General features: G+C 35.9%; 14 protein-coding genes, 1 tRNA gene and 2 pseudogenes. 8 read left to right on the top strand and 9 right to left on the bottom strand.

The annotated features are described in order from the left end of the window. Positions 1-113: 113 nt before the first annotated feature. From BXY64_RS18555 to BXY64_RS18535, 6 genes and pseudogenes are all read right to left on the bottom strand, one after another. The gene (locus tag BXY64_RS18555) at positions 114-980 is read right to left on the bottom strand and encodes a class I SAM-dependent methyltransferase (RefSeq protein WP_120241475.1); all 867 of its coding nucleotides are present in this window, start codon (positions 978-980) and stop codon (positions 114-116) included. Between the two features lie 42 nt (positions 981-1,022). Further along, on the bottom strand, positions 1,023-1,730 hold the full coding sequence (locus BXY64_RS18550) for an MgtC/SapB family protein (protein ID WP_120241474.1): 708 nt from the start codon (positions 1,728-1,730) through the stop codon (positions 1,023-1,025). 9 nt (positions 1,731-1,739) lie between these two features. Further along, positions 1,740-2,165 (bottom strand): GNAT family N-acetyltransferase, encoded by a 426-nt coding sequence (locus BXY64_RS18545; protein ID WP_120241473.1) that lies wholly within the window; start codon positions 2,163-2,165, stop codon positions 1,740-1,742. Then, positions 2,158-2,838, bottom strand: coding sequence for an NfeD family protein (locus tag BXY64_RS21755; protein ID WP_449405343.1), 681 nt, complete (start codon positions 2,836-2,838; stop codon positions 2,158-2,160). Before BXY64_RS21755 ends, BXY64_RS18545 begins: the two co-directional genes overlap by 8 nt. Positions 2,839-2,889: 51 nt before the next feature. Further along, positions 2,890-3,585, bottom strand: a pseudogene (locus tag BXY64_RS21780) (NfeD family protein); the annotation flags it as partial. 74 nt (positions 3,586-3,659) lie between these two features. Further along, positions 3,660-4,442, bottom strand: coding sequence for an EI24 domain-containing protein (locus tag BXY64_RS18535; RefSeq protein ID WP_120241471.1), 783 nt, complete (start codon positions 4,440-4,442; stop codon positions 3,660-3,662). A gap of 183 nt (positions 4,443-4,625) precedes the next feature. Between BXY64_RS18535 and purB the strand changes: the two genes are divergently transcribed. Next, the gene (purB, locus tag BXY64_RS18530; protein WP_120241470.1) at positions 4,626-5,963 is read left to right on the top strand and encodes an adenylosuccinate lyase; all 1,338 of its coding nucleotides are present in this window, start codon (positions 4,626-4,628) and stop codon (positions 5,961-5,963) included. 120 nt (positions 5,964-6,083) lie between these two features. Further along, complete coding sequence (locus BXY64_RS18525; protein WP_120241469.1) at positions 6,084-7,913, top strand: ABC transporter ATP-binding protein; 1,830 nt, start codon at positions 6,084-6,086, stop codon at positions 7,911-7,913. A 117-nt stretch (positions 7,914-8,030) separates the two neighbouring features. Here the strand turns inward: BXY64_RS18525 and BXY64_RS18520 are convergent. After that, positions 8,031-8,288: pseudogene (locus tag BXY64_RS18520) on the bottom strand (GIY-YIG nuclease family protein); the annotation flags it as partial. A 269-nt stretch (positions 8,289-8,557) separates the two neighbouring features. Between BXY64_RS18520 and BXY64_RS21400 the strand changes: the two are divergent. Then, positions 8,558-8,704 (top strand): hypothetical protein, encoded by a 147-nt coding sequence (locus BXY64_RS21400; protein WP_170150705.1) that lies wholly within the window; start codon positions 8,558-8,560, stop codon positions 8,702-8,704. Between the two features lie 135 nt (positions 8,705-8,839). On the opposite strand, the gene BXY64_RS18515 is transcribed toward BXY64_RS21400, so the two are convergent. Next, positions 8,840-8,912 (bottom strand) — tRNA-Trp (locus BXY64_RS18515). A gap of 253 nt (positions 8,913-9,165) precedes the next feature. Between BXY64_RS18515 and BXY64_RS18510 the strand changes: the two genes are divergently transcribed. Next, positions 9,166-9,609: a (4Fe-4S)-binding protein gene (locus tag BXY64_RS18510; RefSeq protein ID WP_120241468.1), complete on the top strand. Its 444-nt coding sequence runs from the start codon at positions 9,166-9,168 to the stop codon at positions 9,607-9,609. Between the two features lie 38 nt (positions 9,610-9,647). On the opposite strand, the gene hpf is transcribed toward BXY64_RS18510, so the two are convergent. Then, positions 9,648-9,938, bottom strand: coding sequence for a ribosome hibernation-promoting factor, HPF/YfiA family (gene hpf / locus BXY64_RS18505; protein WP_120241467.1), 291 nt, complete (start codon positions 9,936-9,938; stop codon positions 9,648-9,650). A 460-nt stretch (positions 9,939-10,398) separates the two neighbouring features. On the opposite strand from hpf, the gene BXY64_RS18500 reads away from it, so the two are divergent. The 4 genes from BXY64_RS18500 (at position 10,399) to BXY64_RS18485 (ending at position 13,832) form a co-directional block, all read left to right on the top strand. Further along, positions 10,399-11,316, top strand: a complete 918-nt coding sequence (locus tag BXY64_RS18500; protein WP_120241466.1) for an AraC family transcriptional regulator — start codon at positions 10,399-10,401, stop codon at positions 11,314-11,316. A gap of 108 nt (positions 11,317-11,424) precedes the next feature. Beyond that, complete coding sequence (locus BXY64_RS18495; RefSeq protein WP_120241465.1) at positions 11,425-12,054, top strand: LysE family translocator; 630 nt, start codon at positions 11,425-11,427, stop codon at positions 12,052-12,054. A gap of 368 nt (positions 12,055-12,422) precedes the next feature. After that, complete coding sequence (locus BXY64_RS18490) at positions 12,423-13,037, top strand: alpha/beta hydrolase (protein WP_120241464.1); 615 nt, start codon at positions 12,423-12,425, stop codon at positions 13,035-13,037. Between the two features lie 312 nt (positions 13,038-13,349). Continuing rightward, positions 13,350-13,832 carry a hypothetical protein gene (locus BXY64_RS18485; protein WP_120241463.1) on the top strand — a complete coding sequence of 161 codons (483 nt, stop codon included), beginning with the start codon at positions 13,350-13,352 and terminating at the stop codon, positions 13,830-13,832. Positions 13,833-14,824 lie beyond the last annotated feature (992 nt).

Genomic DNA, 14,824 nt, shown 5'->3' with positions numbered 1-14,824 from the left:
CTGTTAATAGAAACCCGAGAAATTATATTTTTCGGGTTTTTATTTTGTGTTTAGAATCAAGCTTATAGAAGAGAAAAGGAATTTTTCCACGCTATTATAAGAAGCTTTTTAGCTTACTTCTGTACAATCATCCCAATCCAAGGACTGCCATCTTCATATGGTTTTCCTCTTAAATTTGCCCAGTAATCCTTAACTGTAAATCCGAGCTCCTCGGCCATTGCAATTGCTCTTTTTACCGAAAAATAATGCTTCCAAATGTGATGAGTTCTCATTTCACCATCATTGAAAATTAAGGTGTATTTATCGAGACGAATTTTTTCTTTCTTGTATTTGTAATGCGATTGAAGAAGCAGGTGTTCTTTTTCGCTCCAAAAACCGTCTTCTTCGCTAATGTACCACGATTGATCAGGTTCTCTTGTTTCAAAATAGTATTTGGTAAACACATCGAATATTAGGAATCCACCAGGTTTAAGTGCTTTATAAACTTTTTTAAGAAGTTTGTCGCGATCTTGGTGTGATAACACACACAAATCTCCGTAAATTAAACTAACAACATCGAATTCATTCTCATAATCAATATCCAGATAGTCCTTACACAAGTATTGAATTGGGTAGCCAAATTCTGCCGCTTGCTCTTTTGCGTAATTGATAGAGTTTTCAGAAAAGTCGATTCCTGTTACATCAAATCCTTGTCCAAAGAAATTTTCGCTGTATAAGCCAGGTCCACAACCAAGATCAAGGTATTTGCTGTCTTCAGGCAATTTCATATAGGAACAAAGCCAGTTAACAGCTTGAATAATATTTTCGTATTTTCTTGATCCTTGATCTGAATCATCATCAAGATGAGCGTATAGAAGATGTTCTGATATATATGGATCTTGCCAAAAATTCCCATCATCTTTGGCAAATAACTTAGGCTTCTTTGTGATTTTTTCAAGATTCTTAAAATTAAGAAGACCTTCGGCTGTTAATAGCTTCATAAAACAAGTAGTTTATAAGGTATCGGTGATACAAGCTGATGCTTATAGAATTTGTTGCAATTTTACTCTTTTTATTCCTGGAATACTACCCAATTCGGCAGTTAGTTCATTTAGTTTAACTCTTTCTGATATTTGAACAGTTAGGTAGTAACTAATTTTATTTTCATCGTAATGCTGTTCCACATCAATGGTTCGAATTGCTACTTTATGATTTTTCAATATACCCTTAAATTCATCAGGAGAAACTTCTTTGTTTTTTATATGAATGTGAAGTCGTTTGATATATTTTCCAGGAAATAATTTCTTTTCAATTACATCCATTGCCATCAGTGCAACCAATAAAATAGCTGTTCCTATTAATACACCAATATACATGCCTGCACCAATGGCTAAACCAAGAGCTGCAATAACCCATATGGAAGCTGCGGTGGTTAATCCTTTTACATTAACACCAAACTTCATAATTGCTCCAGCTCCCAAGAAACCAATACCTGAAACTACTTGAGCAGCAATTCTGCCAGGATCACCATTTTGGAAATTTTGAAAAGTTTGTGGAACAAAAATCGAAAGAAGCATGATTAACGTGGCGCCCATGCATATTAAGATGTGGGTACGCAATCCAGCAGGTTGTCTATGTGCCTCACGCTCTAAGCCAATAATGGCACCAATGAAAAAACTAAATAATAATCTCCAAAATATGGTTTCGGTTGTTATTTCTGTAGTTGATATGAGTTGATTGATATAATCCATTTATCGATTTTAGTGTTTACGTTTGATCATTACATCGTATTTGTCCAGGTATTTAAATCCGAGCTTTTGATAAAGTTTTATTGCATACTTGTTCTCCTCATGTACCTCAAGCTTTATTTGCATATTCGCTTTCTTGGCAAATTGTAATGCTTTTTCGCTCAATAATCTACCATATCCTTTTTGCTGATAGTTTGGATGAACACCTAAATGATGGAGATACAACCTTCGGGAATCATTGGTAAGCCAAATGGTTCCGATGCATTCGTCACTGGTTAAATCTTCAAGAATCCAAAATTTACCTCCAAACTGCAGGCTCTTTTCAATAGTAAGTGCTGAATCAGCACGTTTTTCGTCAGCTAAACCAGTTAATTCCCATAAACCGAGAACAGCTGCAAAATCATGAGTCTCATATTCTCGAATCTTGATTTTACTCATCACTTTCTTTTTTTATCACATAAACCTGACCTGTTTCAAATCGAATTACTTCCACTTCTGTCTCTTTATCGATAAAACCATCTTCCGATTTGGCATCATATATCTGGTTGTCGATAATTACTTTTCCAGATGGACGCAGCACACTAATGGCTACTCCAATTTTTCCAACCATGTTTTTTGCACTCATGTCAACGCCAACGTAACCTTCTTCCGCATTTTCAACAGTACTTAGAGCCAAATGTCCAAGGAATGAATTGGAGGAAAATAGTTTTTTACTCATGTATATAGATCCCACTATGGCTACCAGCATTGAAAAAATTACCAAAAGTAAGGAAGCTACAATGGTTTTGATATGTCGAGGCTCAAATTCGAAAGCTACATTATCGACCAAACTTAAAGTCAAGCCTGTAATGATGAATATGATCCCTGAAACTCCTGCAACTCCAAAACCTGGAATTACAAATATCTCCACGGCGAGCAGAACCACTCCGGCTCCAAAAAGAATAATCTCCCAGTTTTCAGCCATTCCTTCCAGGTAAAGAGGAGAGAAGTACAATACTGCTGCAATTGCAGAAGCTAGAATTGGGAATCCGATTCCAGGAGTTTGCAATTCAAAATATATTCCTCCTATAATAATCATGATTAGAATTCCTTGCAATACAGGATTTATCATGAAATCAACCACTTTTTCTATACCAGATGGCTCGTAGGATTTTATGGTATACTCTTTCACTCCGGCTTTTTTTAAAACTTCAGAAACATTGTTGGCTATGCCTTCACAATATCCATTTTTAATGGCTTCATCAGGAGTAAAGGTGAGTACTTTTCCAGTATCAATCACATTTTCAATATAAGTTCTTGGATCCACCATGGCCTCTGCAATTAGAGGATCTCGTTTCCATTTATAAATGGTATCTCCAGCTTGAACAAGAGTATCCTTTCCATGAGATTCTGCCGTTGCTCGCATTGTAGATCTCATGTAGGATTGATATTTATCAGGCATTGCCTCTCCGGTCTGGTTTACAACCGTTGCAGCACCAATATTGGCGCCAGTTCTCATGTAAATGCTATCGCAAGCAATGGAAATTAATGCTCCTGCCGAAGCTGCATTGTTATCGATAAATACATAAACAGGCTTTTTGCTATTCAAAATAGCAGTGCGGATGGAATCTGCATGAATTACCATACCTCCGTATGTGTTCATGTGAATTAAAATCAAATCAGCATTTAATTCATCAGCTTCCTCAAAGGCATCTTTTGTTTGGCGCCAGGCAGCTGGACCAATTTCTCTTTTAATGTCAAATTTATACACTAGTTTTTTTGTCGATTCAACTATAGAATCAGGAGTGTTTTGAGCTTTAGGAGCAAAGCTGATGAGCAAAAACAATAATGAGAGAATAATTTTACCGATATGATTCATAAAAGTACTTTTAGTTGTTTATTGTATATAAGATAACAATTAAGTTGCAATAATTCTTTTGTGGCTGAGAAGATTTAATGTTTTTCTTTTTCCCAAATCTCATTAACAGCCAAAGTTCCAGCAACAACAGAAATTATTGCGGCAAAACTAGAGATGGATACACCACAGAATGGAACAATAAGACATAAAGAAAATACAAATCCATTGGCTATTACGATTCCTTTGTTTTCTCTCATAAACTGTACACTTTCCTTAATGCTAAATCTTTTTCTTTCTATGGCATAATCTAAAAAGGAAAAACCATAAAAGTAAGCCGAAATGAAGAATAACATTATGGCTGATGCCCAGCCAATGATTGGAATAAAGCTTAGGAAAAACATTAATACAGTCAATAGCAACTCGATGCAAAGGTTTCTGACTGCAATAAAAACACCACGAATTATGTCCTTAACCAGTTGTCTGAATTCAAAAGGATAATCGTTTCCTGTTTTAATTTTCTCTGTTCGTTCCGATAAGTAAGAGAAAACCGGAGACATGATAATAATAATGATGTATCCACCGAAATAAGCAAACATCAGGAAGAAAAGCACCTTAAATACAATCCATATAAATCCACCGATTGTTGCTTTTAAGAATCCTGAGCCCCAAAAATCTGCATTTTCAAGATCCAACCAATTTTGTAGATAGTTTTGAGTGAATTCCGATAGTGAATTGATATAATCCCATCCGATCCAGAATAGTAGAATATTCAATAGCAGTGGAAAAATAAAGAACCATGCAAGTCTTTTTTTGAATATGTAATTCAAGGCTTCTGAGTAAGTACGTAAACCAAAGCCAAAATCTTTAATAAATTTCATGTTTTTATAGATGTGAGATAACAATTGTGTGTATTAACAAAAATAAGATTAAAAGTGAAATACTGAAAGAACCTAAAACTTAAATGTGTGATCTATTATCTTGCATCATATTTATCACATTTCATAGCTTTTAATTACCTTTGTGACTCTAAATAACCATTATTGACATTTAATATTTTAGAAATGCAAAGTTTGACAGCAATTTCGCCGGTTGACGGGCGTTACCGTGACAAAGTAGACGTATTGGGTGAGTATTTTTCAGAGTACGCTTTGGTACGTTACAGAGTGTTGGTTGAAGTAGAATATTTTATTGCTCTTTGCGAGGTTCCTCTTCCACAGTTGAAAGATTTTAACAAAGATTTATATACTGACTTGCGTAGCATTTATCTTGATTTTACCGTTGAGGATGCGCAAAAAGTGAAGGATATCGAGAGTGTAACCAACCATGATGTAAAGGCAGTTGAGTATTTTATCAAAGAAAAATTTGACGCTTTACAACTTGAAAAATTCAAGGAATTTATCCATTTCGGATTAACCTCTCAGGATATCAATAATACAGCTACTCCATATTCTTTGCGTGATGCTGTATATGATGTGTATTACCCATTGTTGGATCAGTTGATTGCAAAATTGGAAAGTCTTTCTGAAGATTGGAAAGAAATTGCAATGTTGGCTCGTACTCATGGTCAGCCTGCATCTCCAACTCGTTTGGGTAAAGAAATTCAAGTGTACGTTTATCGTTTGAAGAAGCAATTGGATTTATTGAAGAGTGTTCCTTGTTCTGCTAAATTTGGTGGTGCAACAGGTAACTTCAATGCTCACCATGTAGCATATCCTGAGGTTGATTGGGCAGAGTTCGGTAATCACTTTGTGAATGATATTTTAAAATTAGAAAGAGAAGAGTTAACTACTCAGATTTCTAACTACGATAATATGGGGGCGATCTTTGATAACTTGAAGCGTATCAATACCATTTTGGTTGACTTGAACCGTGATTTCTGGACGTATATTTCTATGAATTACTTCAAGCAGAAAATCAAAAAAGGTGAAGTAGGATCATCTGCAATGCCTCATAAAGTAAATCCTATCGATTTTGAAAATTCGGAAGGAAACTTAGGTTTGGCAAATGCAACTTTCGAGCATTTGGCTACAAAATTACCAGTTTCTCGTTTGCAGCGTGACCTTACAGACTCTACTGTTTTAAGAAATATTGGAGTACCATTTGCTCACACAATTATCGCATTTAAATCTTTATTGAAAGGTTTAGATAAACTGATTATTGCAAAAGAAGCTTTTGAAGCTGATTTGGAAGCAAACTGGGCAGTAGTGGCTGAAGCGGTTCAAACCATTTTGCGTCGCGAAGGATATCCAAATCCATACGAAGCATTAAAAGCTTTAACCAGAACAAATACTCACGTTACTCAGGAAAGTATTGCTGAATTTATCGATACGCTTGAGATTGATGATGATTTGAAAGCTCAATTGAAGACAATTAGTCCTGATAATTATACAGGAATCTAGAAAGCATTAATATTTGTTAATACTTTGTTTTTAGGCTGTAAGAGTTGTACTTTTACAGCCTATTTTTATTGAGAGAATTGTGGTTTTCTCAATGATTTTGTTTCACATATTTAATCATTAATGAAAGATTTTATAAAGGTTCTTCAGCGATTCTTACCTCCTTACAAGGGAGATACAATAATGATGTTTGTTTACAACCTGTTGGGGGCTATTTTTGGTGTTTTTTCCTTGGGAGCAATTGTACCTGTGTTAGATACATTTTTTAATAAAAGTGTAGATGTTGCAGTTCTTGAGAAAGTGCCCTGGGAACTGAAAACAGATGTAGCAGTGCACAATTTTAATTATTACATAACCGTGGTAAAGAATAATTATGGTGCTGAGTATACCTTGTTTTTTATAGCTGCGGTTGCATTAACCATGGTGTTCTTTAAAGTATTATTTACTTTTTTGGGTTCATATCACTCAGTTAATATCAGAAACGGAGTAGTAAGGGATTTACGCTTGCAGATTTACAATAAAATGGTTTCATTGCCTCTTCCTTTTTTCTCGGCCGAAAAGAAAGGAGATATTATTGCACGTTCAACTGGAGATGTTCAGGAAGTAGAGATTTCTGTGATGAGTTCCATTGATATGATCTTCAAAAATCCAATTATGATATTGGTTTATTTAATTGGATTGTTATTAATCAGTGTTCAGCTAACCTTATTTGTATTTATCATGTTGCCAATTGCAGGTTATATTATTGGTTTAACTGGTAAAACGTTGAAGAAATCTTCGAGGGATGGACAAAATAAAATGGGGGATATCTTATCTACCATTGAGGAGAGTTTATCTGGATTGAGAATTATTAAGGCTTTTAATGCCGAAGAAAAAATGCATGTTCGTTTTTCTGAAGAAAGTAACTCTTACAGAAGAATCATGAATAGTATGATGCGTCGTTATGTGTTGGCACATCCAGTGAGCGAATTCATGGGAACATTGGTAATGTTAACGATAATGTGCTATGGAGGGATGTTAATTCTTAATGGTACTGGCAATTTAACTGGTTCTACATTTATTGCCTATTTAGGAATGTTTTATATGATTATTGCTCCAGCAAAAGCTTTTTCAAAAGCAGCATATACAATTCAAAAAGGTTTAGCAGCAATGGATCGTATCGATCAGTTATTGGAAGCAAAATCTACCATTACCGATAAAGAAAATGCAATATCAGTTAATGAATTTGGAAATTCTATCCATTATAAGAATGTTACCTTCTCATACAATGGAGAAAAGAATGTTTTGAAGAATGTTGATCTGGAAATCCCAAAGGGAAAGACAGTAGCATTGGTTGGTCAATCAGGTTCGGGTAAAACTACTTTCGTAGATTTGTTACCAAGATTTTACGATATAAATGATGGTAGTATTTCGGTTGATGGTGTTGATATTCGTGACTACAAGATGAAAGATTTACGTAACCTGATGGGGAATGTGAATCAGGAATCAATTCTTTTTAATGATACCATATTTAATAACATTGCCTTTGGAGTTGAGAACGCTACAATGGATGATGTAATAGCTGCTGCTAAAATTGCCAATGCTCATGACTTTATCAGTGCTACAGAGAATGGTTACGATACCAATATTGGTGATCGAGGTAGTAAACTTTCAGGAGGTCAACGTCAGCGATTGAGTATTGCACGTGCGGTTCTTAAAAACCCTCCAATTATGATTTTGGATGAGGCAACCTCAGCTTTGGATACAGAGTCGGAAAGATTGGTGCAGGATGCCTTGGATAAGTTAATGGAGAATAGAACTTCATTGGTGATTGCACACCGTTTATCAACTGTGAAGAATGCAGACCTAATTTGTGTATTCCACGAAGGAAAAATTGTAGAACGTGGCAAGCACGATGAATTAATCGAGAAAGATGGAGCCTATAAGAAGCTGTATGATATGCAGCTGCTGTAGCTTTGAATCCTCTGAATTAACAGGTCCTTCGACTCCGCTCAGGAACCCTTGAATCTGCAAAATGGAGTAGGAGCGGTCCCTGAGCGAAGCCGAAGGGCCATTACAATATCAAACGCATTACAATTTTTTGTAGTGCGTTTTGTTTTTACATGCTGAGAGTAATTTTAGTTCTTCCTTTTGATTACTAATCAATGCTTCTTTCTTTATTCTACTCCAACCTTTTATTTGTTTTTCTCTGTAGAAAGCATCATCTACTCTGTCAAATTCTTCGAAATAAACCAACTTTACTGGTAAGTGTTTTTTAGTGAATTTAGAACTTAAGCCAAGCATGTGTTCTTCTAATCGTTTATCTAAGTTCTTGGTACTACCAGTATAGTAAGAACCATCATTTCATTGTAATATGTAGGTATAAGCAGAGCATATTATATGAGCTTGGTTTTATTAAAGATAACTCTTTTATTTTTTTTCGGCCCTTCGACTTCGCTCAGGAACTTTTGGAAGTGTAAATTGAAGTAGGATTGTAGGTCTTTGAGTGAAATAGAAAGGTTATTGAATATCAAATACATTTTTTTGTAACGTCCCAGGCAAATATTCCGTAAAAATATCTGACAATATGATTTTTGAAGAACTAAAAATTTGGTGTTATGTCTAAAACTTTTAGAGCTGAACAGACCAGAGAAAAGAGAAGACGACCTCAATCGAAGAAATCAAAACGAGGATTTAAAAACAATTTAAACCGAGAAAGTCATCAGGAAATAGCAGACAATTATTTATTGAAAGAGCGTGTGTGAAATCACCGATAGGTGACTCTTCATACCAGAGTTAGTAATATTAGTGTAGGAACAATTAAAAACAGAGAACCGCCTTCGGGCGGTTTTGTTTTTTTATAGATACAAAAAAACCTTCCGAAAATTCGGAAGGTCTTGCACGGGAGGAGAGACTCGAACTCCCGACACCTGGTTTTGGAGACCAGTGCTCTACCAACTGAGCTACACCCGTGTGTTTTTGTAGACTTTAAGACTATCGTTTCTCAAAAGTCTGCGACAAAAGTAGAACATTTTTTTAGATCTGCAAGAGCTTTTTTATACTAAAAGTAAGAATTTATTTTGCCTGCTTTTGCTTGTTTTTGCAGGTGGTTCAGGATGAGGAGATTGTTGTAAGAACTTTTTTTATGCTTTGAAATAAAAATCTGCAATTTTTTTAAAAATGTGGTAAATTAAGTGGTGACAATCTAACATCAAAACAAGAAATCATGAAGAATACAAAAAAGGAATATTCAAATGGAGAGGTAACTGTTGTTTATGATTCGGCTATTTGTATTCATGCCGGAATCTGTTTTAAAGGTTTACCAACAGTTTTTCAGCCAGGAACTCGTCCTTGGATTAAAATGCAAGGAGCAGATACGGAATCAATTATTAGGCAGGTGCAAAAATGTCCGTCGCGTGCTTTATCATTTTATATGAATTCTCCAGAAGAGGATGAGGCTGATAAGGGGCCAATAAAAGCTTTAGAAACAGGTAAAAAAATAGAGGTAATGACCAATGGACCATTGATGGTTGAAGGGCCAATCACATTGGTTAGGTCAGATGGAAAGCGGGAAGCTATGGAAGATGCTTGCTATTTTTGTAGGTGTGGAGCTTCGAAGAACAAACCATTCTGTGATGGTTCGCATCAAGATATTGGTTTCAAGGAATAAAAAAAACGGAGCCGATTGGCTCCGTTTCTGTTCGAGGGTTATTTCTTTTCTTTATATTTTAGAATTTGGCTTCGAAGTGCATCTGCTACCAAATCTGTTGCTTCTTCAAATGTTTTGCTTTGTTTTTTTGCAAATAGTTCCGATCCTGGAACCTGCATTTTCACCTCAACAACCTTATTTTCCCTATTACTAGCTTTGTCTACGTTTAGTATTACATTGTAAGTGGTAATACTGTTTTCCAACTTCTCAAGCTTTTTAAGTTTTTGGTTAATGAAAGCTTCTAATTTGCTATCTGCTTTAAAACCTACGGATTGCATTTTCATGTTCATCACAATTCCTCCTATATTTAATATCCACAAGTGGATAAGTTAATATTCTGATAAGTGTAAACCGGTTTTGTTCTGCGCGTATGTTCGGCTTCGTTAAGCCTTTTTGATTAATCTTTCTACCCTGAAATTAAGCAAAAAAATTAAGCTTACGAAACGAAACCTGCGATTTTATTGAAGTTTAACAAATATTAATTTTCAAAGCATTCAAAATAAGCATACTAAAAAAATAAATTTTTTAATTGTTAAAATTGATAAGGAATTTTAACACTTCAAGATACTGTTCATCACTTAAATTTATTGGGAATACGCTTGTTTATGAGTTGATTTGTTTTACAAAATCAAGATTAATATCTCCGATTGGAGATGTGTATATTTTAGAATTACTACTATCATTTAATTTCTTAAGTAGCGGTAATCGAAGATCTACCTGATTGGAGTTATTATTATAAGCCAGTTTTTTATGCAGAAAGTACAATATGGGTTTTTTAATAAAAATCAATTAGATTGCATTTCCTTTCCCAATACAAAAGAGTTGATGAAGATACAGGAGTTACAAAATGCGAATCATGATCATTTGTCTTTTCAAATGATAGAAATCGAACACAAACCCGTGTATGATTTTACCAGCATTCACAGGCACGATTATTTTGAGATCATTTTGTTTGAAAAGGGTGGGACAGGATCGCAGTTGATCGACTTTCAAGAATATCCCATTAGTGAAAAATCATTGTATGTGGTAATGCCCAATCAAGTGCATTTAATGAAGCGCAAGAGGGAAGAGAATGGTATCATCATTCAGTTTACCAAAGAATTCTTGCAAGCCAGTTTATTGCCGGTTCAAAATGATTTTATGAAAATGCTTCGAAAGAATCCTTATACTCAACTCAATTTGGAGCACTTCGATTTGCTTTACAATGGCTTTACACAATTAAAAGAGCTGTATTTTTCAGGAGGAGAGTACAAGATGCATCAAATCAGGCACCTGTTTGCCTATGTGTTTTTTCAGATTTTGGACATTCTTCCACAAAAGGCTGAAAGTTCGAAACACGATGCTTTGATAGATCGCTTTATTGATATGGCTGAAAGCAATTTTAAGCAAATGCGATTGGTTGCCGAATATGCAAAAATGCTGAATGTTTCGTTGAGTAAACTGAATAGCGAGTTGAAAGAAAAAATGGGCAAGACTCCTTTGCAAATCATACATGAGTTGTTGGCCTTGGAAATCAAAAGCATGCTATTGGTCGAAGATCTGACTCATAAGGAAATCAGTTACCAATTGAATTTCGACAGCCAGAGTTCTTACAGTCGATTTGTGCAGAAACATTTGGGATGTAAACCTTCCGAATTGAAAGAACAATTGCTAAACATTCATTCGTAAAGATTGAACCAAATGCAAATGGCACAATTTGATGTGAGAATTGCTAAGGCTCATTTGATCTAATACTACTTAATTTGCTCGTAATTACTAACGAAAGGATTGTGTAGAATGGAATTAGAGATGATACTTTCTTTTTTAACGGCATCAGTGATTTTATCAATCATGCCTGGTCCCGATAATATTTTTGTGTTAACCGAGAGTGTAAGCAGCGGACAGCGCACAGGTTTGGCCATATCATTAGGTTTATCGCTTGGGGTTTTGGTGCATACCTCGGCAGCTGCTTTGGGCTTGTCTATTATCATACAGCAATCGGCTCTGGTTTTTTCTGTAATAAAATACTTAGGCGCTGCCTATTTGTTCTATTTGGCCATTTCCGCTTTAAGAAGTAAAGGCGATGGAAATCAGAATGAGTCGATAAAGCAAGAAGTGCCAATGGGTGCATTCAAACTGGTTCGAAAAGGTTTCTTGATGAATGTGCTAAACCCTAAGGTTTCCTTGTTTTTTATTGCATTCTTGCCTCAGTTTATTAGCAAATCGGGCATTGCCATTAGTATTCAAATGATTGTTTTGGGAATCATTTTCATGATACAGGCATTGCTTGTGTTTAGCCTGATAGCCATTCTTTCAGGGCGCTTGAATCGCTACCTGAACAGTCAGAAATTTTGGAAGATTACCCAATGGAGCAAGTTTGGTGTTTTGTCTGTTTTAGCCAGCTTGCTTCTACTATCTGAGAAATAATCTACTTACATACAATTCCATGATCCTGATGGATCAAACAAGAAGTCGCCATTGGCGGCTTTTTTTAGCTTAAGCAAATTTGATGGTTTGGCACATTTTTGTGTTGAAATTGCTAAGTGTTAAACCTGATATTATTTGTTAATTGGTACAACCAAATAAAAAAATGATTTGGTGAGTATAGGGGAAAGATGCATTGTGGTTAATGAAATTTTTCCCCTTTCTGGTTGTATTATAATTCCCATTTTCTTTCATCCAATACGTGTGTCATCATTTTCGCTTGTCTATAGAGTATAGATAAAGCAAATTACAGATGTAGGATTACAATGAGCTTGAAAAACACAAATTGTAATCTTTAAACAATTAGCACAATGAAGGAATTAATTACAAAATCGATTTTACTGTTTTTTTTAGGTTTAAGTATTGTATCATGTAGCAAAGATGATGATGTAGACTACACGCTACAATCCAAGTTTGATATTTTTGAGGTGCAAGCCGATAACAAAACCGTTTTAATGAAAGGTGAGATAAAATCGAGCACACTTGGCGATTTTAAACACATGTTGGAAGGTCACCCAAATATCAAAATCATTAAGATGGTTGAGGTTCCAGGCTCAAATGACGACGAAACAAATTTTAAAGTTGGTAAACTTTTGAGAGAGAAAGGAATCAATACACATATTGTAGACAAAGGGATGATTGCATCGGGAGGAGTTGATTTCTTTTTGGCTGGTGTAAAACGTACAAAAGAGGGTACTGTAAAATTAGGTGTGCATTCTTGGTCTGATAGTGATGGAAAGCAAGCAATCGATTTTCCTGAAAGCAGTTCAGAGCATAGACCAAATATTCAATACTACGAAGATTTAGGGTATTCTAAAGAGTGGTCGAAAGATTTTTACTTTTTCACAATTAAAGCTGCTAAAGCTGAAGATGTACACTGGATGACTGAGGAAGAAATTGAAAAATATAAAATGTTTACGGAATAATACAGTAGGATGTATCCGTTTTAGTTTGCAGGTAATACTGTTGAATGAACCCGTTGATTGAATTCAACGGGTTTTTTTAATCGGTGAGCGAGCATAAATATTAGATGTATTAACCTGCTTTTAGAAGTGAAACCTACCAAAGACACTCCCTATAGTTATCGGCGTTGAATGATAATCGGTATAAGTATTGCGACTGAAATTTAATGGTTTAAGTGCTGAAAAGTGCAAAATATGATAAATGTCATCGTCTGATCCGTAATTACTTGTTAAATTCATACTGATATTTTTAGTATTAATCAAAAACTAAATTTCATGCAAAAAAATTTGTTTGATTTGGTTTTAACAGCTGAGGAGCAAACTCAGGTCGATACTGCTCTACAAACCTTAAATGATGTTTTGTTGGCTAAATTGAAAGTTCTTCCGAAAGAAGAGAAGAAGGACATTTTAATTATGGGCGATAAATCAGTGGCTTTTGTAGACAAGTCGCACGAAGTAGCTCGACAGGAAACTGCGATGCTAGGCGGATTTATCGATTTTGATGCATTCGATCACGATGTGGAGGCGATAGGCACATTGCGTTCTATCGACTTCAAATTGTCGGAGATTCTTTCAGCTGTTAAGGATTCTTACGCATTGGCAGGTAGCGAAGCTTATCGAACTTCACTGATGGTGTATAGTTTGATGAAAAATGCTGCTAAAATGGGACATCCGGGAGCTCAGGATAAATTGGATGAGCTGTCGAAACGTTTTCCAGGCCGAGGTGTGAAGAAAACCGAAGAACAAACAGACGAGTAAGACTCGCCTGTTTGATGGATTCAAAAGGAAAGGGTACCAGGCACGGTATCCTTTCTCAGTTTACAAGATCTTTATATAAACCAATATATGCAATAGTAGGTGTAAACTTCTCCTTCACATTTTGATGAAAGGGAAAAATTGCTTGATCTTTCTCTTGCCAGGCTCGCAATTTTCCACTTGCAGCTCCACCTTGCTTTAAATTTGCTCGAGCTTAAACGAAATATCCTCCGCATTTCTATCCAGAGGCTCATTATTGCCCTTTTCAACATCCACTTTTCCAACCGAAAGCTCGACATTGAGGTTTGGAAGCACAAAATTGAGGTATGCGAGGGCAATTTGCCATCATTTTTTAGACGAGCGCTGTTTTTTGGGAAAGCAATGCTGAGCCTTCCAATGAAAATGCCGAGCTAAAATAGGGCAATGCCGACCAAATTTTGGGTAAACTCGAGCCTCAGAGGTGATAGGTTGATGTATGACTACACCCCTGTCGAAGGATTTTTGCCCTCAGCCGAGCCTTTAGAGGGAAAGATTGGGGGTAGCAATAGCAAATTTGCTATCTGAGACAGCAATATTCCTATCCCAGACCCCAAAATTGGGGTCGCCGATAGCAATTTTGAGCTGTGCCTGCTTTTTTTCCTATCCTTATTGCCCTTGCTAGTCTAAACTGAGAGCATCACTTGGAGTGATACCCTCAGCCATATGGATTTGATGCTCTCACTGGAGTGAGGGTATCAATAAGAATAAGGCATGGGGTAGATCTGTTTGCCATAGGGCTTGAAGAGTTTAGAAACTTATGCCGCTGTCAGCAGCTTCGCAGTCTGACAGGTCGTGAAAACCAGCTAGGCAAGTGTATAGGATTAAAGGGGCGTTAGCCCTAAAATCGTCGTAGAAAAATTAAGCATTGGAATAAGTAGAGGGGCATAGCCCTGATATCTAATACCAAGGCAAATACAGAATAAAAAAATCAACAAGCTCTTTTGGAAACCTATAAT

The sequence above is a fragment of the Marinifilum flexuosum genome, from assembly GCF_003610555.1.
Lineage (GTDB): Bacteria > Bacteroidota > Bacteroidia > Bacteroidales > Marinifilaceae > Marinifilum > Marinifilum flexuosum.
The sequence above is the reverse complement of the archived record's forward strand: the minus strand, read 5'-3'. Positions and strand labels throughout refer to the sequence as shown.

Coding starts and splice junctions, on each gene's coding strand:
- BXY64_RS18555 (WP_120241475.1), bottom strand. CDS start 980: ATGAAGCTATTAACAGCCGAAGGTCTTCTTAATTTTAAGAATCTTGAA.
- BXY64_RS18550 (WP_120241474.1), bottom strand. CDS start 1,730: ATGGATTATATCAATCAACTCATATCAACTACAGAAATAACAACCGAA.
- BXY64_RS18545 (WP_120241473.1), bottom strand. CDS start 2,165: ATGAGTAAAATCAAGATTCGAGAATATGAGACTCATGATTTTGCAGCT.
- BXY64_RS21755 (WP_449405343.1), bottom strand. CDS start 2,838: ATGATAAATCCTGTATTGCAAGGAATTCTAATCATGATTATTATAGGA.
- BXY64_RS18535 (WP_120241471.1), bottom strand. CDS start 4,442: ATGAAATTTATTAAAGATTTTGGCTTTGGTTTACGTACTTACTCAGAA.
- purB (WP_120241470.1), top strand. CDS start 4,626: ATGCAAAGTTTGACAGCAATTTCGCCGGTTGACGGGCGTTACCGTGAC.
- BXY64_RS18525 (WP_120241469.1), top strand. CDS start 6,084: ATGAAAGATTTTATAAAGGTTCTTCAGCGATTCTTACCTCCTTACAAG.
- BXY64_RS21400 (WP_170150705.1), top strand. CDS start 8,558: ATGTCTAAAACTTTTAGAGCTGAACAGACCAGAGAAAAGAGAAGACGA.
- BXY64_RS18510 (WP_120241468.1), top strand. CDS start 9,166: ATGAAGAATACAAAAAAGGAATATTCAAATGGAGAGGTAACTGTTGTT.
- hpf (WP_120241467.1), bottom strand. CDS start 9,938: ATGAACATGAAAATGCAATCCGTAGGTTTTAAAGCAGATAGCAAATTA.
- BXY64_RS18500 (WP_120241466.1), top strand. CDS start 10,399: ATGCAGAAAGTACAATATGGGTTTTTTAATAAAAATCAATTAGATTGC.
- BXY64_RS18495 (WP_120241465.1), top strand. CDS start 11,425: ATGGAATTAGAGATGATACTTTCTTTTTTAACGGCATCAGTGATTTTA.
- BXY64_RS18490 (WP_120241464.1), top strand. CDS start 12,423: ATGAAGGAATTAATTACAAAATCGATTTTACTGTTTTTTTTAGGTTTA.
- BXY64_RS18485 (WP_120241463.1), top strand. CDS start 13,350: ATGCAAAAAAATTTGTTTGATTTGGTTTTAACAGCTGAGGAGCAAACT.